At 71.2% G+C, this 16,344-nt stretch carries 14 protein-coding genes; 12 read left to right on the top strand and 2 right to left on the bottom strand.

Annotated elements, in window-relative coordinates:
• From IT293_18565 to IT293_18555, 3 genes are all read left to right on the top strand, one after another.
• A partial coding sequence (locus IT293_18565) for an argininosuccinate synthase (GenBank protein ID MCC6766666.1) occupies positions 1-132 on the top strand: 132 nt, incomplete at its 5' end.
• 5 nt (positions 133-137) lie between these two features.
• Entirely contained in the window at positions 138-1,508 is a 1,371-nt protein-coding gene (gene argH, locus IT293_18560; protein MCC6766665.1) for an argininosuccinate lyase, read from the top strand.
• A 2-nt stretch (positions 1,509-1,510) separates the two neighbouring features.
• Entirely contained in the window at positions 1,511-1,978 is a 468-nt protein-coding gene (locus IT293_18555) for a fibronectin type III domain-containing protein (GenBank protein ID MCC6766664.1), read from the top strand.
• On the opposite strand, the gene IT293_18550 is transcribed toward IT293_18555, so the two are convergent.
• On the bottom strand, positions 1,917-2,480 hold the full coding sequence (locus IT293_18550) for a PIN domain-containing protein (GenBank protein ID MCC6766663.1): 564 nt from the start codon (positions 2,478-2,480) through the stop codon (positions 1,917-1,919). The genes IT293_18555 and IT293_18550 overlap by 62 nt on opposite strands.
• A gap of 219 nt (positions 2,481-2,699) precedes the next feature.
• Between IT293_18550 and lysA the strand changes: the two genes are divergently transcribed.
• The 7 genes from lysA (at position 2,700) to folK (ending at position 9,263) form a co-directional block, all read left to right on the top strand.
• A complete protein-coding gene (lysA, locus tag IT293_18545; GenBank protein ID MCC6766662.1) occupies positions 2,700-3,953 on the top strand; it encodes a diaminopimelate decarboxylase in 1,254 nt (417 codons plus the stop codon).
• 21 nt (positions 3,954-3,974) lie between these two features.
• On the top strand, positions 3,975-4,844 hold the full coding sequence (locus tag IT293_18540) for a diaminopimelate epimerase (protein MCC6766661.1): 870 nt from the start codon (positions 3,975-3,977) through the stop codon (positions 4,842-4,844).
• A 22-nt stretch (positions 4,845-4,866) separates the two neighbouring features.
• Positions 4,867-5,763, top strand: a complete 897-nt coding sequence (locus tag IT293_18535; GenBank protein MCC6766660.1) for a 4-hydroxy-tetrahydrodipicolinate synthase — start codon at positions 4,867-4,869, stop codon at positions 5,761-5,763.
• A complete protein-coding gene (locus tag IT293_18530; GenBank protein MCC6766659.1) occupies positions 5,760-6,554 on the top strand; it encodes a 4-hydroxy-tetrahydrodipicolinate reductase in 795 nt (264 codons plus the stop codon). Before IT293_18535 ends, IT293_18530 begins: the two co-directional genes overlap by 4 nt.
• 53 nt (positions 6,555-6,607) lie before the next feature.
• Positions 6,608-7,405, top strand: a complete 798-nt coding sequence (locus IT293_18525) for a thioesterase family protein (protein MCC6766658.1) — start codon at positions 6,608-6,610, stop codon at positions 7,403-7,405.
• A gap of 162 nt (positions 7,406-7,567) precedes the next feature.
• On the top strand, positions 7,568-8,725 hold the full coding sequence (locus IT293_18520; GenBank protein MCC6766657.1) for an LL-diaminopimelate aminotransferase: 1,158 nt from the start codon (positions 7,568-7,570) through the stop codon (positions 8,723-8,725).
• 43 nt (positions 8,726-8,768) lie between these two features.
• Complete coding sequence (folK, locus tag IT293_18515) at positions 8,769-9,263, top strand: 2-amino-4-hydroxy-6-hydroxymethyldihydropteridine diphosphokinase (GenBank protein ID MCC6766656.1); 495 nt, start codon at positions 8,769-8,771, stop codon at positions 9,261-9,263.
• On the opposite strand, the gene tadA is transcribed toward folK, so the two are convergent.
• Entirely contained in the window at positions 9,235-13,626 is a 4,392-nt protein-coding gene (tadA, locus tag IT293_18510) for a Flp pilus assembly complex ATPase component TadA (protein ID MCC6766655.1), read from the bottom strand. The genes folK and tadA overlap by 29 nt on opposite strands.
• A gap of 169 nt (positions 13,627-13,795) precedes the next feature.
• On the opposite strand from tadA, the gene IT293_18505 reads away from it, so the two are divergent.
• Together IT293_18505 and IT293_18500 are read left to right on the top strand one after the other, a co-directional pair.
• Entirely contained in the window at positions 13,796-14,947 is a 1,152-nt protein-coding gene (locus tag IT293_18505) for a response regulator (protein ID MCC6766654.1), read from the top strand.
• On the top strand, positions 14,901-16,019 hold the full coding sequence (locus IT293_18500; protein MCC6766653.1) for an aldo/keto reductase: 1,119 nt from the start codon (positions 14,901-14,903) through the stop codon (positions 16,017-16,019). Before IT293_18505 ends, IT293_18500 begins: the two co-directional genes overlap by 47 nt.
• Positions 16,020-16,344 lie beyond the last annotated feature (325 nt).

The raw sequence follows: 16,344 nt of genomic DNA, 5'->3' as shown, positions 1-16,344 counted from the left end.
TCGCTCTACGACCCGTCGATCGCGAGCTTCGAAGCGGGCGGCGTCTACAACCAGGCCGACGCGGAGGGCTTCATCCGCCTCTCCGCGCTCCGGCTCCGCATCCAGGCGCTCGTCGCGGCGCGAGGAAAGTGACGCCCATGCCGACCAAGAAGTCGAAGCCCTGGGAGGGACGCTTCGCCACCGCGACGGCGCCGATCGTCGAGGAGTTCACCGCCTCGATCCAGGTCGACAAGCGTCTCGCGCCCTACGACATCGCGGGCTCGCTCGCGCACTGCCACATGCTGACCGCGTGCGGCATCATCCCCGCCGCCGACGGCAAGAAGATCGCGCGCGGACTCAGCGAGATCGAGAAGGAGATCGCCAGCGGCGAGTTCGCCTACAGCCAGAGCGACGAGGACATCCACATGGCGATCGAGCGCCGGTTGATCGAGAAGATCGGCCCGGCGGGCGGCCGCCTGCACACCGCGCGCAGCCGGAACGACCAGGTCGCGCTCGACCTCCGGCTCTTCGTGCGCGCCGAGATCGGCAACATCCTGAAGAGCATCACCGCCTTCCAGAAGGCGCTCGTGGCGCTCGCCCGCAAACACCAGAAGGTGGTGATGCCGGGCTACACGCATCTCCAGCACGCGCAGCCGGTGCTGTTCGCGCACCATCTCCTCGCCTACCACGAGCAACTCGAGCGCGACGGCGAGCGGTTCGCCGATTGCCGCCGGCGCGCCGACGTGCTGCCGCTCGGCGCCGGCGCGCTCGCCGGCACGACCTTCCCCATCGACCCCGAGCAGGTGGCGCGCGAGCTGCGCTTCGCCAAGGTCGCGGCCAACAGCCTCGACGCCGTCTCCGAGCGCGACTTCATCGTCGAGTTCCTGGCCGCCGGCGCGATCACCGCGACCCATCTCTCCCGGCTCGCCGAAGAGCTCGTGCTCTGGTCGGCGAGCGAGTTCGGGTTCGTCACCTTCCCCGACGACTTCGCGACCGGCAGCTCGATCATGCCGCAGAAGAAGAACCCCGACGTCGCGGAGCTGGTGCGCGGCAAGACGGGACGGGTCTACGGCAACCTCGTCGCGATGCTGACGATCATGAAGGCGCTGCCGCTCTCCTACAATCGCGATCTCCAGGAGGACAAGCCGCCGCTCTTCGACACGACCGACACCATCAAGGGTTGTCTTGCCGTGCTGACGGCGCTCCTGCCACGGCTCACCGTGAATGCCGATCGCATGCAGGCGGCGACCTCCGAAGGCTATCTCCTCGCCACCGACGTCGCCGATTATCTCGTCACCAAAGGCGTGCCCTTCCGCGAGGCGCACCACATCGTCGGGCGGGCGGTGCGGCAATGCCTCGCCGAGAACCGGCGGCTCGAAAGCCTGAACGTCCGCGAGTGGCAGGCGCTCTCGAAGCACTTCGGGTCGGACGTGCGCGAGTGGCTGTCGCAGGACGCGGCGCTCGCCCGCCGCGTCGCGGGCGGCGGCACCGCGCCGGCGAACGTCGCGCGCCGTCTCCGGGGACTCTGACGGTGCGGCGCGCGGCAGCACTGACGATCCTCGCGCTCGCCCTCGCGCTCCCCGCCTGCGGCCGGAAGACGATGCCGAAGCCGCCGCAGCTGGTCGCTCCGCGCGCGGTGCAGGAGCTCTCGCTCGCCAGCCAGTCGGGCGGCATCCTGGTGCGCTGGTCGCGGCCGACCGAGTACGTCGACGGCAGCGATATGGAAGACCTCGGCGGCTTCGTCGTCGAACGGAACCGCTACAACTCGAATTTCGAGGAGATCGCGCGCGTGCCCGTGACCGATCGCGGCCGCTTCCAGAAAGCGAAGCGCTTCGACTACGTCGACACCAGGCTGCTCACGGGCGCGACGTACCACTACCGGATCGTCGCCTACACGACCGACGGCTACTACAGCGCACCGTCCGGAGCGGCCGAGATCACGTGGAGCCCACCGTCCGCCCCGGCACCGAGTCCGAACCCCGACGACCGCGCGCCGTAGCCACGTAGTCGTTCGGACCTTCGCCCTCCCCGGGACTTCGTCTCCTCTTCCCGTAACGAGTTCGATCTCCGCGCGGAAACACGACGTCGAAATCCAGCCGTTCGGCCACGCGTGCCTGCGCGTCGTCGTTGGTGAGAAGACGGCGCAACCGGAGCGCATCCATGACGGCGAGGTACAGTCGGTCGAGACTACGGCAGTAGTCGTTCGGGGCGAACGGTGCGACATGTTCGACCGCCAGGTCGTAGATCGTCACCGGAACGTTCATGGGTTCGTACGGGTCGGTCGCGAGAAGCGCGGCGAGCCGCTTGGCCAGCCTCCGGGCGCCTGCTCGCGAAAGGTGACCACCGGCGACCCGACCGTGGAGAGGCGTGAGCGCCTCGACCCTGGCGAGCGAGGAAACGACGATGCGATCTTCCTCCGCGATCAGCTCGAGCGTCCGCAGCGTCTCCGGCTCGGAACACAGCACCTTCAAGAGACAACCGGCATCGAGATCGAGGGCCATCCGAAGCGCCGCGTGGATCTATTCGGCGCGCGCACGTCGGAGAAGAGCGTCGGTTCGAGGCTGGCGCGGCTGAGATTTCCAGAACCGTCGAAGCCATGCAGCATGCGCCTGCGGATCGAACCGCCGCACGAAACTAGCGGCGTCCCGCACGGGAGCGTATGGTCTCCCGATGGCCGCCCGCGGCCGAGCCCGAGCCCTGACCACGACCCGAGGACCCGCATGTTCGACTACCGCTCTGACGCGCTCCATTGTGAAGACGTGCCGCTCGCGCGCATCGCCGCCGAGGTCGGCACGCCGACCTACGTCTACAGCCTGGCCGCGCTCCGCGCCGCGTACCGCGCCTACGACCGGGCGCTCGCGGCCGTGCCCCACGTCGTCTGCTACGCCATCAAGGCGAACGACACCCTCGCGGTGATCCGCACCTTCGCCCGCGAGGGCAGCGGCTTCGACATCGTATCGGGCGGCGAGCTCGCGCGGGCGCTCCGCGCCGGCGCCGACCCGCGGCGCATCGTGTTCGCGGGCGTCGGCAAGCAGGTCGACGAGATCGAGGCCGCCCTCCGCGCCGGCATCCTGATGTTCAACGTCGAGTCGCCGGCGGAGCTCGAGGCGCTGGCGGCGGTCGCCGCGCGGCTCGGCACACGGGCGCCGATCGCGATCCGCGTGAACCCCGACGTCGACCCGCAGACGCATCCCTACATCTCGACCGGCATGAAGAAGAGCAAGTTCGGCGTCGCGATCGACACCGCGCTCGAACTCTACGCCAAGGCGGCCACCCTCCCCGCGCTCGAGATCGTCGGCGTCGATTGCCACATCGGCTCGCAGCTGACGACGATGGCGCCGTTCGTCGACGCCTGGGCCCGCGTCCGCGCGCTCGTCGGCGATCTCCGCGAGCGCGGCCACCGCATCCGCTACCTCGACCTCGGCGGCGGACTCGGCATCACCTACGGCGACGAGACGCCGCCGACCCACGCCGACTACGGGAAGGCGATCGCCGACGCCGCCCGCGGCCTCGACGTCACCGTCCTCGTCGAGCCCGGACGCTCGCTCGTCGGGAACGCGGGCGTGCTCCTCACCCGGGTGATCTATCTGAAAGCCGGCACGGCCAAGCGCTTCGTGGTCGTCGACGCCGCCATGAACGACCTCATCCGCCCCTCGCTCTACGAAGCCTTCCACGACATCCGCCCGGTCGAGCGCGCCGGCGACGGCGCCGCGCACCCCGTCGACGTCGTAGGGCCGATCTGCGAAAGCGGCGACTTCCTCGCCCAGGACCGCCCGCTGCCACCGGTTGTCGCCGGCGATTTGCTGGCGGTGATGAGCGCGGGAGCGTATGGTTTCGTGATGGCGTCGAACTACAACGCGCGTCCGCGGCCCGCGAGCGTCCTCGTCGACGGCGCGCGCTTCGACGTCGTGCGCGCCCGCGAGACGATCGACGACCTCATGCGCGGCGAGACCGTCCCGGCGAGTCTGGCATAGCGCGTGGGCGACGTGGTCCGCATGACCAAGATGCACGGGATCGGCAACGACTACCTGTACGTCGATTGCCGGGACCGCGACGTCGTCGCTGATCCGCCCCGCCTCGCGCGCGCCGTCGCGCGCCGCCATCACGGCATCGGCTCCGACGGGCTCATCCTGGTGCGGCCCGCGGACGGGGCCGACTGCCGCATGGAGATGTACAACGCCGACGGCAGCCGCGGGGAGATGTGTGGGAACGGCATCCGGTGCGTCGCCAAGTACGTCTTCGACCGGGGGTGTGCGAAGAACCCGATGCGGATCGACACCGACGACGGACCGAAGACGATCACGGTCGCGGTCGGAGCGGACGGCCGCGCGATCGGCGCCACCGTCGACATGGGGGTGCCCGTGCTCGACGGCCCGCGCATCCCGGTGGCACACGAGGGGCGCGTCATCGACCAGCCGCTCGAGGTCGCGGGCATGACCTGGGAGATCACCTGCATCTCGATGGGCAACCCGCACTGCGTGGTGTTCGTGCCGGACGTCGATGCCCTCGACCTCCCGCGCATCGGCCCGCAGTTCGAGCACCACCCGTTCTTTCCGAAGCGCGTGAACACCGAGTTCGTCGCCGTCCGCTCGCGGACGGTCATGGATTTCCGCGTGTGGGAGCGCGGCTCGGGCGAGACGATGGCGTGCGGCACCGGCGCCTGCGCCGCGCTCGTCGCCGGCGTGCTGACCGATCGGACCGACCGGCGCGCCACCGTCCACCTCCGCGGGGGCGACCTCGAGGTCGAATGGCGCGCCCCCGGCGCTCCGATCGCGCCGGACCACGTCTTCATGACCGGCGCGGCGGCCGAGGTCTTCACCGCCGACGTCGATCTCGAACAGCTCTACGCCGCGGCCGGCGTCTGAGCGCAGCCAACGGACGGTACCCATGACGACACGCCCTCCACGGTTCACCGGCTCCATGGTCGCTCTCGCCACGCCCTTCGCCGACGGAGCGATCGACTGGAAGGCGTTCGGCGCGATGATCGAGCGCCAGATCGCCGGCGGCTCCTCCGCGCTCGTGCCCTGCGGGTCGAGCGGCGAGGCCGCCACCCTCACGCACGAGGAGCACGCCGAGGTCGTGCGCTTCGCCGTCGAGCAAGCGCGCGGGCGCGTGCCGGTGATCGCCGGCACGGGATCGAACGCGACCGCCGAGGCGGTACGTCTGACGCGCGAGGCAAAGAAGGCCGGCGCCGCCGCGGCCCTCATGATCTCGCCATACTACAACCGCCCGACGCAGGAGGGACTGAAGCTCCACTACCTCCGGGTCGCCGACGAGGCCGACCTCCCGATCATCCTCTACAACATTCCGGGCCGCACCGGACGCGCGATCGAGGCGCCGACCATCGCCGAGCTGGCGCGGCACCCGAACATCATCGGCCTGAAGGAGTCGGATGCGCTCGACCACCTGCTCGATGTCGTCCACGCCGTCCCGGACGACTTCGAGATCTATTCGGGCGACGACTCGACGACGCTCACGGTGATCGCGAACGGCGGTGCGGGCGTCATCACGACGATCGGCAACCTGGTCCCGCGCGAGATGGCCGACCTCGCGGCCGCGGCGCTCGCCGGCGACTTCGTGGAGGCGCGCGCCATCCAGCGGCGGCTCTTCCCGCTCATGCGCGCGGCGTTCACCGAGAGCAACCCGATCCCGCTGAAGCACGGCCTGTCGCTCCTCGGCCTCTGCCGCGACGAACTCCGCTTGCCGCTCGTCGCCATGACGCACGCGGGACGCCGCGCCGAGCTCGCCGCGGCGCTGCGCGGGCTCGGGCTGCTCGCGTCATGACGCCGATCGTCGTCTGCGGCGCGGCCGGCCGCATGGGCCGGCTGCTCGTCCGGCTCGTGCTCGAAGATCCCGGCGCGACCCTCGCGGCCGCCGTCGAGGCGCCGGGGCATCCGGCGGTCGGCCGCGACGCGGGCGAGCTCGCCGGCGTCGCGGCCACGGGCGTGAAGGTCGTCGACGCCTACGCCCCGCCCGCGAACAGCGTGACCCTCGACTTCACCGCGCCCGCCGCGGCGCTCGAGCACCTCGCGATCGCCGCCGAAACGGGCGCGGCGATCGTCGTCGGCACGACCGGCTTCACCGCCGACGAGCGCGCGCAGGCCGAGACGCTCGCCGCGCGCACGCGCAGCGTCATCGCACCCAACATGAGCGTCGGCGTCGCGGTGCTCGAGCGCCTGATCGAGCAGGCGGTCGCGGCACTCGGGCCGTCGTTCGACGTCGAGATCGTCGAGATCCACCACAAGCTGAAGCGCGATGCGCCGAGCGGCACTGCGCTCCGCCTCGGCGAGGTCGCGGCGGCCGCGCAGGGGCGGCCGCTCGCCGGCCGCGGCGTATTCGGCCGCGAGGGCGAGCCCGGCCCGCGCCAGGACGAGGAGCTTGGCGTCCTCGCGGTCCGCGGCGGCGACGTCGTCGGCGACCACACCGTGTACTTCCTCGGCGCGGGCGAACGCTTGGAGTTGGCGCACCGCGCGCAGAGCCGCGAGTGCCTGGCGCGCGGGGGACTTCGCGCGGCGCTCTGGCTCGCGAAGCAGCGGCCGGGCGTCTACGGCATGCGCGACGTTCTCGGCCTCTGACGCGCAACGCACCTCTGGCGGTAGCTCCGGCGCCCGGTTAGGTCTTCCCGTCCATGAGCGATTCCGTATTCGTGGCGGACGGCGACGTCGTCCTCCCCACCGATCTCGCACGCGGTCCGTGGACGCCCGAGGCGCAGCACGGCGGCGCGCCCGCCGCCCTCCTGGCCCGCGCCATCGAGCGCTTCGACGGCGGCGACGCGATGCTCGTCGTGCGGGTCACGGTCGATCTCCTGCGTCCCGTTCCGATCGCGCCGCTCCGGCTCGCGACGCGGCTCGCGCGCCCGGGAAAGAAGGTGCAGCTCGTGGAGGCGTCGCTCGCCGTCGCCGCCACGGGCGTCGAGGTCGCACGCGCGAGCGGGCTCCGCCTCCGGCGCGGGCGGGTGCCGCTGCCGGAAGGCGCGGCGCCGGTCGGGCACCCGCCGCCGCCGACGAGCGGCGTGGCGAGCCTGCCCCCGTGGGCCGCGCAGGTCCAGTACTCCGGCTTCCATTCCGGCGCGATCGAGATGCTCTTCGTCGCCGGCAGCTTCGAGGAGCCGGGACCGGCGACCGCCTGGATCCGCCTCCGCGTGCCGCTGGTCGCCGGCGAGGCGACCTCACGGCTCTCACGCGTCGCCGCGGCCGCCGACTTCGGAAACGGCATCAGCTGGATGGTGAGCCGTCGCGACGGCTATCGCTTCATCAACCCCGACCTCACGATCTACCTGCACCGCCATCCCGTCGGCGAGTGGGTTGCCCTCGAGTCGACGACGCTCCCCGACCCGCTCGGCGTCGGCCTCGCCGAAAGCCGGCTCTACGACGAGCACGGTCCGATCGGCCGCTCGGTGCAGAGCTTGTTGATCGAACGGGAGTAGTGCGCCGCGGGCCACGCGCCCGCATATACGAATCGCAGAGCCGCCTTGTGCTCGCGGGAGTGTTCGGCTAAGGAGCGGCTCTTCGATCGGTTTCGCGTGGCTGCTGGTGGATTCGAGCGGCGCGCTGTCGTCACGAAGGAGAGCGAGACGGTGCCCGTAAGTATCCTTCCTGCCGAGAGAATTCGCAAGCTGCCGCCGTATCTCTTCGCCGAGATCGACCGCATGAAGAAAGAGGTCGCCGCGCGCGGCGTCGACCTCATAAGCCTCGGCATCGGCGACCCCGACAGCCCGACGTTTCCGCACATCGTGGCCGCCCTCCAGCAGGCCGCGACCCGGCCGGCGAACCACCGCTATCCCGACTACGAGGGCATGCCGAGCTTCCGCGCCGCCGCCGCGAGCTACCTCGAGAAGCGCTTCGCGGTGCAGGTCGATCCGGCAACCGAGGTCGTGTCGCTGATCGGCTCCAAGGAGGGCATCGCCAACATGGCGGTCGCCTTCGTCGATCCCGGCGATATCGTTCTCGTGCCCGACCCGGGCTACCCGGTGTACTCGATCGGCACGCAATTCAACGGCGGCACCGTCTACCCGATGCCGCTGCGCGCCGAGAACGGCTTCCTCCCCGACCTCGAGGCGATTCCGGAGGAGGTCGCGAAGCGCGCCAAGCTCATGTGGATCGGCTATCCGAACAACCCGACCGGCGCCCTCGCCTCTCGCCAGTTCTTCGCGGACGTCGTCGCCTTCGCCGATCGCCACGGCATCATCGTCGCCCACGACAACGCCTACTCCGAGATCTACTTCGACGAGCCGCCGCCGAGCTTCCTGGCGACGCCCGGCGCGCGCGACCTCGCGATCGAGTTCCACTCGCTCTCGAAGACCTACAACATGACCGGCTGGCGCGTCGGCTTCGCCGCCGGCAATCGCGCGCTCGTCGCGGGCCTCGGCAAAGTCAAGACGAATGTCGACTCCGGCATCTTCCAGGCCGTGCAAGAAGCGGGCATCGCGGCGCTCACCGGCGACCAGACGCCGGTCGCGAAGATGCGCGAGCTCTACCGCGAGCGCCGCGACATGATCCTGCCGGCGTTGGCGAGCCTCGGGCTCGCGGCGCAGCCCATGCGCGGCACCTTCTACGTCTGGGTCGCCTGTCCGCGCGGCTTCACGTCGACGAGCCTCGTCGCCAAGCTCCTGCAGGACGTCGGCGTCGTCGCGACCCCGGGCAGCGGGTTCGGGGCCGCCGGCGAAGGGTACATCCGCTTCAGTCTGACGGTCGCAACGCCGCGGCTCGCGGAAGCCGTGGAACGTTTGAAGACGCTCAAACTCTAGGCGCTCCCGGCTTCGGCCGGACGCGAGGAGCACGACAGCAACGATGGCGCATCGGGTCTACGTGGGTCTCGGCTCCAATCTCGGAGATCGCAAGGCGAACGTCCGCGAGGCCGAGGGGCGCCTGGCCGAGCTGCCGAGCACGCGCATCGTGAAGGCGTCGTCGCTCTACGAGAGCGAGCCGCACGGCAACGCCAAGACCTGGTTCATCAACAGCGTCCTTGAGATCGAGACCGACCTCGAGCCCGAAGCGCTCCTGAAGCAGACGCTCGCGATCGAGAAATCGATGGGTCGCAAGCGCGTCACCGGCAAGCGCTGGGGCTCGCGCATCATCGACATCGACCTCCTTCTCATCGACAACCAGACGGTCAACAAGAAGAATCTCAAGATTCCGCATCCCGAGATGCACGCGCGGCGTTTCGTGCTGATGCCGCTCGCGGAACTCGCGCCGCACGTCACCCACCCGCACCTCGGCACGTCCATGTCCGAGCTGCTCGGCGGGCTGAAGGATCCTAAGAAGGTGATGTTGACTCGTCCGTGACGTCGGCGGCGCCGGCATCGGCCACCGCCTTCGGCTCGGACGTCGCGCCCTGCGCGAGCTGCAGCACCCGCCGGAGCGGCGAGATCGCCGCCGCGAGCGAGCTTTCGACCAGGAGGTCGAGAACCCGCTGCGGGCGCCACTCGACGCCGCCCCGCAGCGTCGCGAGCTGATCGCGCAGCATCTCCATGAGCCCGTGCCGGTGGTGGAGGAGCGCGTCCTCGGCGGCGGGCACGGCCGGGTCCGTCGGCATCTGATCGCGGAGGGTCCGCGCGAGGACCTCGACCTTGCCGCGCAGGAGCGCGAGCTGGACGTCGAATCCGTTGGCGGCGGTTCGCATGAGGTTGCGGAGGCGCTCCTCCACGTCGGCCGCGAGCCGCCGATGATCGCCGTCGAGCCGCTCGACCACGCTCTTGAGCGCGTCCAGCTCGGCGCCGAGCCGCCGGTCGACCTCGTGCTCGCCCGCGGCGCGCGCCGCGTCGACGGCATCGAGGCGAGCGGCGAGCGCCGCCTGTTCCCGCCGCGCGTCCGCGAGCGCCGCGAGCGCCTCCTCGCGGACCGCCGTGATCCGGCGATCGCATGCCACCTCGCGCGCCTCGAGGCGCGCCTCGGACGCGCGACCCGCGGCCCGCACACGCCGCACGACCTTGACCGCCACCCGCCGCGCCCCGGCGACGCGCGACATGAGCCGCACCAGCTGACGCTCCTGCGCTCCCTGACGGGCGCCGATCGCCTCGCGGAGCTCGCCGGCCGCCTCCTCGCCGCGCCCGAATCGCGCCTCGATGGACTCGCGCAGGGCGGCGAGCTCCGCCGCGCCCCGCTCGGCCGTCCCGAGCGCCTCGTCGCTGGTCGCCCGCGTCGCCGCCTCGGCCGCGGCCAGCCGGTGGATCTCGTCCCGATCGCGACCCGCCGCATGGAGCGCGGCCGCGAGGTCGCCCCGGACCGCGCCGATCGTCTGTTCGCCCTGCCCCAGACGCGCATCGAGCTCCACCGCGGCCCGGCCGCCCTCCTCCACGTCGTGGCGGAGCGCCTCCACCGCTGCGCCGAGCCGCTCGACCGACGTCGTCGCGTCGTCGGCCCGACGCCGCAGGTCCGTCTCGCGCTCCCGTCCGGCGACGGCCTCGGCCGCGACCGCGTCCACGTGCTGCGCGAGCGTCTCGAGACGTCCCGCGAGCGCCGCATCGACCCCGCCGCGCACGGCGACGCCGCGCTCGATCGCCGCCAGATCCTCTCGAAGCCGCCGCGTCGCCGCGTCGATCGCCGCGTCGATCTCCCCCGCGACCCGCTGCGCGGCGTCCTCGACGCTCGCCAGGCGCCGCGCCTCTTCCGCCCGCCGCTCGTCCTGCGCCGCGACGTCCTGGCGCATCGCCGCGAGCTCGCGCGCCACGCGCTCGGTCGTTGCGAGGGCCTCGCCTTGCAGCGCCTCTTCGAGCGTGACCGTGGCGGTCCGGAGCTCGGCGACCTCGGCGCCCATCTCGCGCAGACGGCGCTCGCACTCCTCGTCCGCTCCGCCCGCGGCCTCGCTCGCCGCGGCTGCCGCCCGGACGACCGACGCGAGCGCCGCATGCTCGCCCTGCAGCTGGTCGAGCGTGCTCATCATCGCGGCGAACCCGGCCGGCGGCACGGCGCCGGCCGTGGCGCGCGCGCTCGCGAGCGCCTCCTCCGCGATCGCGGCCGCACGCGCCCCGTCGGCACGGAGCTCGGCGAAGCGCCGTTCTTGCGACTCGCGCAGCGCGGCAACGAGCCCGCGGATCTCGTCGAGCGCCGGCGCTGCGCCGGGGGCATCGGGCTGCGGGGCCGCGACCGGCCGTGCCTCGACCGCCTCGGTGCGCGCCGCAAGCTCCCCGACCCGCGCGGCCAGCTCGTCGATCCGGTCCACGAGCGCTCCCAGACGATCGCCGCTCGCGGCGACGGCGTCGCGGAGCGCATCGCGCTCGGCGGCGAGCGCGGCGACCGTCGCCGCGATCTCCGAGCTCGGCTCGGCGGCATGGGACGTCGCGGACGCGACCGCCTCCACGTCGGACACCGACGCCGCGCCACGCGTCGTGTTCGGCAGCGGCGGCGCGCCGACCGCCTGGCCGCCGTAGGTCCGCTCGAGGATCCGCTTCACGCGCGCGAGCAGCCCTTCGCGGCGGAACGGCTTCACCATGTAGTCGTCGGCGCCCACGCCGAAGCCGCGCGCGACGTCGTCCTCGCTGTCGTGGGCGGTCAGCATGAGAACCGGCACGAACGCCGTCCGCATCTCGGAGCGCAGGCGGCGGCACACCTCGAATCCGTCCATGCCGGGCATCGAGATGTCGAGGATCACGATGTCGGGGCGCTCGCGTCCCGCGATCTCGAGCGCCTGCGGACCGTCCTCGGCGGTCACGACCGCGAGCCCGAGATCGGAGTGCTCGAGCGTGTGTCGGACGACGTCGCGGATGGTCGCCGTGTCGTCGACCACCAGCGCCTTGAAGCTCCGCCGTTCCGCGGGCGCCTCGACGGAGGCAGCCCCATCCGCCTCGGAGGAAGCCCCGCAGTACGGACACCGCACCCACTCGGGGTTCAGCGGCTTGGCGCAGCCGCCGCACGACGCGCGCAGCACTTTGCTGCAATGCGGACAGACGCTGTAGTCCTCGGCGATCTCCTTGCGGCACCCGGGACACTGCGCGTTGCCGGCGTCGGCGATCTGGACGACCCGCTGCACCTCTTCGACGCTGGTCACGCCGGCGCGAATCTTCTCGACCGCGTCCTCCAGCATCGAGTGCGCGCCTTCGCTGCGCGCCTGCTGGCGCACCATGCTCTCGCCGGCGCCGGCCTCGATCAGCTTGGTGATCGCGCCCGTCATCGGCAGCATTTCGTAGACGCCCATGCGCGAGCGATAGCCCTGGTGCCGGCACTGCGCGCAGCCGGCCGCCTGCTTCACGGTCGCGCCCTCCTCGAGGTGGAGCTGGCACCGCATCCCCGGATCGAGATCGATCGGCTTCGCGCACGCCGGGCACAGCTGCCGCACGAGCCGCTGCGCCACCACCAGGTTCAACGCCGACGCGATCGCGTACGGCTCGAGCCCGAGGTCGAGGAGGCGGGTCACGGCGCCCGCGGCGTCGTTGGTGTGGACGGTGCTGAGGACGAGGTGTCCGGTGCTCGCCGCCTGGAACGCGATCCCGGCGGTTTCCTTGTCGCGGATCTCGCCGAGCAGGATGACGTCGGGATCCTGGCGCAACACGGACCGCAGCACGCTGCCGAAGGTCAGGCCCTGCTTCTCGTTGACTTCGACCTGGTTGATGCCCTTGAGCTGGTACTCGATCGGGTTCTCGATCGTGACGATGTTGGTCTTCGGCGAGAAGATCTCGCGCAGGAGCGCGTAGAGGGTGGTCGTCTTGCCGCTACCGGTCGGGCCGGTGATGAGGATCATCCCCTGCGGCTTCTTCGCCGCCTCGCGCATGAGCTTCAGGTCGCCGGCCGCGAAGCCGAGGCGATCGAGCGCCTTCACGGCCTGGCTCGCGTCGAGGATGCGGAGCGTGATCTTCTCGCCGTGCTGGGCGGGCAGGCTCGACACCCGCATGTCCACCGTCTTGTCGAGGTAACGGACCTGGATGCGGCCGTCCTGCGGCAGACGGCGCTCGGTGATGTCGAGCTTCGCCATCACCTTGAGACGCGCGACGAGCGGGTTCTGGATCCACTTGGGGAAGCGAAAGGCCTCCTCGAGGATGCCGTCGACGCGGTAGCGCACGAGGACCGAGTCGCCCTCGGGCTCGACGTGGATGTCGCTCGCTCGCGACTTGATGCCCTCGATCAGCATCTTGTCGGCGAGCTTGATGACGGGAGGCAGCTCGGCGTCGGCGGCGACCGTCCGCAGGTCGTCGCCCTCGTCGCTGAGCTCGTTCACGACCAGGGACTCGCTGGCGGGCACGAGCTGGAGGAACTGCTCGAGGGATTCCTGGAGGCGATAGGTGTGAGCGAGCGCGTCCTTCACCTCGACCTGCGTCGCGACGACCGCCTGGACGCGCTTGCCGGTCGCGAACTCCACCGCCTTCAGGCCGTCGAGATCGAGCGGGTTCGCGGTCACGACCTCGATCATCTGCGCATCGATGCCGATCGGCACGACCTCGTAGCGGGTCGCGACCGCCTCCTTGAGCTCGCGCGTCACGTTGGCGTCGAGCGGATACGTCGTGAGGTCGACGATGCGGAGGCGCAACGTCTCGGCGAGGAGGAGCGCCAGATCCTTCTGACCGATCAGCCCCTCGCGCTCGAGCACCTCGTGGACGGACGTGCCGTCCGCGACGAGACCCTCGACGCGCGCGGCATCCTCCATGCTGAGTCGGCCCTGGCGCGCCACGAAGCGCAGGAGGGCGCGGGCGCCGGCCAGCCGTTCGGGCGTGCTCATCGCAGTGACATTCTCGGCCACTTTGCACGGCGTCTTGAGACCCGCGCCGGTCAGAATCTTGACGCGCCGGCCGACCGGGCGCGCAACCTTGACCCTCCGGAGCACGCGGCTTAACATGCCGAACGTCGTTCGAGAGCAGCTTCGCTCGCGACGGCGTACCGAACGCTCGATGCCGCTGCCGCGCATCTATTTCGAGAAGCTTCTCGAAAACTCCCCTGACATCGTCGTCGCCGTCGACCGGCAGGGCGCGATCGTCTTCTACAACGACGGGGCGCGCCAGACCCTCGGCTACACGTCCGAGGAGGTGCTCGGGAAGCCGGTCCAGCGGGTCTACAAGTCCCGGGACCACGCCCGCGACGTCATGCGGGCCATGCGTGGGTCGGAGGCCGGCTGCACGGGCTCGGTCAAGAACTACGAGACCGTGTTCGTCGCCAGGGACGGTACGGAGATCCCGGTGGCGATCTCGGGCTCGATCACCTACGACGAGGCCGGGATCGAGGTCGGGTCGATCGGGTTCGCCAAGGACCTCCGCCAGATCCGCCTGCGCGACCGGCTGGTCACCCTCGGCGAACTCGCCGTGAGCCTGGCGCACGAGATCAACAACCCGCTCGAGGTCATCACCAACACGATGGAGCTGATCGAGGAGTTCGTGCGCCGGACGGCGACCGACGGGCAGCTGGTGGTCGAGGCCGAACGCTTCGAGGCTGTGCAGCGCGAGGTCGCGAAGATCCACGCGATCGTCGGGCGGGTCCAGGAGCTCGCCGCGGGCGACGAGTACGAGACGCGCCAGTACCTGCCCGGCACCCTTATGACCGATCTGCGCCAGGCGTCCGCGGCGGCGCCGCCGCCCGCCGCGCCGTCGGCGACGAGCAACGACGGCGTACCGTCGATCGCCGGGCTGAGGATCCTCGTCGTCGACGACGACCTCGGCGTCTGCCAGTCGCTCGCAGAGCTCCTGCGTCATCAAGGCTGCACGGCCGTGATCGCCACCTCCGCCCTCGACGCGCTCGACATCGCGACCCGCCAGCGCTTCGACCTCGTCGTGAGCGACGTCGTGATGCCCGACATGGACGGATACGACCTCTACATGGATCTCAAGGAGCGCGCGCCGAGGCTGCCGGTCATCCTGATGACGGGCTACCTCTACGACCACGATCACGTCATCAAGCGCAGCAAGCTCGCCGGGCTCGCGACCGGCGTCCTCTACAAGAAGCCGATCGACCTCGAACGCCTGAAGAGCATCATCCGCACCCATTGCTTTCCGAAGGAGTCGCATGTCGACGAGCGCCGCGAGCCCGGACGGAACCCGGCGGTATCGTGACCGGTTCGCCGGCCGGCTTCCCGCGGCGCACTTCCGCGCGGGCCCCGGCGATCTGACCGTCGCCTCGCTCGGGATCGGCACGTACCTCGGTCCGCTCGACGAGGCGACCGACGGACTCTACGTCGACGCCGTCCGCAGCGCCTTCGCCCACGGCAGCAACGTCGTCGACACCGCGGCGAACTACCGCGCCCAGCGGAGCGAGCGCGCCGTCGGCCGGGCGTTGGCCGCGGCGATCGCGGACGGCACGGTCGCACGCGACGAGGTGCTCGTGTGCAGCAAGGCGGGCTACCTGCCCTTCGACGGCAGCTATCCGGCCGAGCCGGCGCGCTGGCTCCACGACGCGTACGTCGCGCCCGGACTCGTGCCCGCGGACGAGCTGGCCGGCGGCCACACGCTTGCGCCCGCCTACCTGCGCCACCAGATCGACCGCAGCCGCGCCAACCTCCAGGTCGAGCGGATCGACGTGTACTACCTCCACAATCCGGAGAGTCAGCTCGCCACCGTGCCGCGCGCCGAGGTGACGGCACGGATCGGCGCCGCCTTCCGCGTGCTCGAAGAGGCGGTCGACGCGGGCACGATCGGCTGCTACGGCGTCGCCACCTGGAACGCGTTCCGCGTCGCGCCCGACGCGGCCGATGCCCTCGCCCTCGCCGACCTCGTCGCGCTTGCGGCGAGCGCGGCGGGGCGCGCCCACCACTTTCGCGTCGTGCAGCTGCCCTGCAGCCTCGCGATGACCGAAGCGCTCACGTCGCGCAACCAACCGGTCGGCGACCACGTCGGCTCGCTCGTCGAAGCCGCGGATCACCACGGCCTGACGGTGATCGCGAGCGCGAGTCTCCTGCAGGGGAAGCTCACGGGCCCGCTGCCGGCCGTGCTCGCCCAGGCCATGGAGGGCTGCCGGACCGACCCTCAGCGCGCGCTCCAGTTCGTGCGCTCGACCCCGGGCATCACCACCGCGCTCGTCGGCATGCGACGCCGCGCCCACGTCGAGGAGAACCTCGCGCTCGCCGGTCTGCCCCCGGCGAGCCGCGAAGCCTATCTCCGTCTCTTCACCGACGCGACGGCGCACTGAACCGCACGCGAACATCCCGCGTGGCGTCGAGGTCCGATCCCACGCAGCAGGGCTACCGGAAGCGGTGGCCGCAGGCGGGCGGGTCGGGGGGGGGTCCTACGGTCGCCGGGCCACTGCCGCCCAGCGCGTAGAGCCCGCCGCAGCTTCTGCGTCCTGCGCAATACGCGAGCTGCGGCTCCCCGGACCCATCCCCGACCCGCCCGCCTGCTGCATCCATCGGGTTCAGTGCCGGCCGCGTTCCGACCGACCGTGTTCGGAACGACCGCGTTTCGTGGGCGGCGACGTGCGCGACGAATCCGTGCACCGCATCCGTCGAGCTTCGTCT

The organism is Deltaproteobacteria bacterium, assembly GCA_020848745.1.
GTDB lineage: Bacteria > Desulfobacterota > Binatia > UTPRO1 > UTPRO1 > UTPRO1.
Note: the sequence above shows the minus strand (reverse complement) of the source record. Positions and strands in the feature narration are given on the sequence as shown.

What these genes read in the sequence shown, in the direction of transcription:
- IT293_18550 (MCC6766663.1), bottom strand. Translation starts at nt 2,480, where the DNA reads ATGGCCCTCGATCTCGATGCCGGTTGTCTCTTGAAGGTGCTGTGTTCC.
- tadA (MCC6766655.1), bottom strand. Translation starts at nt 13,626, where the DNA reads ATGAGCACGCCCGAACGGCTGGCCGGCGCCCGCGCCCTCCTGCGCTTC.
- IT293_18525 (MCC6766658.1), top strand. Translation starts at nt 6,608, where the DNA reads ATGAGCGATTCCGTATTCGTGGCGGACGGCGACGTCGTCCTCCCCACC.
- IT293_18505 (MCC6766654.1), top strand. Translation starts at nt 13,796, where the DNA reads ATGCCGCTGCCGCGCATCTATTTCGAGAAGCTTCTCGAAAACTCCCCT.
- IT293_18535 (MCC6766660.1), top strand. Translation starts at nt 4,867, where the DNA reads ATGACGACACGCCCTCCACGGTTCACCGGCTCCATGGTCGCTCTCGCC.
- IT293_18500 (MCC6766653.1), top strand. Translation starts at nt 14,901, where the DNA reads ATGTCGACGAGCGCCGCGAGCCCGGACGGAACCCGGCGGTATCGTGAC.
- lysA (MCC6766662.1), top strand. Translation starts at nt 2,700, where the DNA reads ATGTTCGACTACCGCTCTGACGCGCTCCATTGTGAAGACGTGCCGCTC.
- IT293_18540 (MCC6766661.1), top strand. Translation starts at nt 3,975, where the DNA reads ATGACCAAGATGCACGGGATCGGCAACGACTACCTGTACGTCGATTGC.
- IT293_18530 (MCC6766659.1), top strand. Translation starts at nt 5,760, where the DNA reads ATGACGCCGATCGTCGTCTGCGGCGCGGCCGGCCGCATGGGCCGGCTG.
- argH (MCC6766665.1), top strand. Translation starts at nt 138, where the DNA reads ATGCCGACCAAGAAGTCGAAGCCCTGGGAGGGACGCTTCGCCACCGCG.
- folK (MCC6766656.1), top strand. Translation starts at nt 8,769, where the DNA reads ATGGCGCATCGGGTCTACGTGGGTCTCGGCTCCAATCTCGGAGATCGC.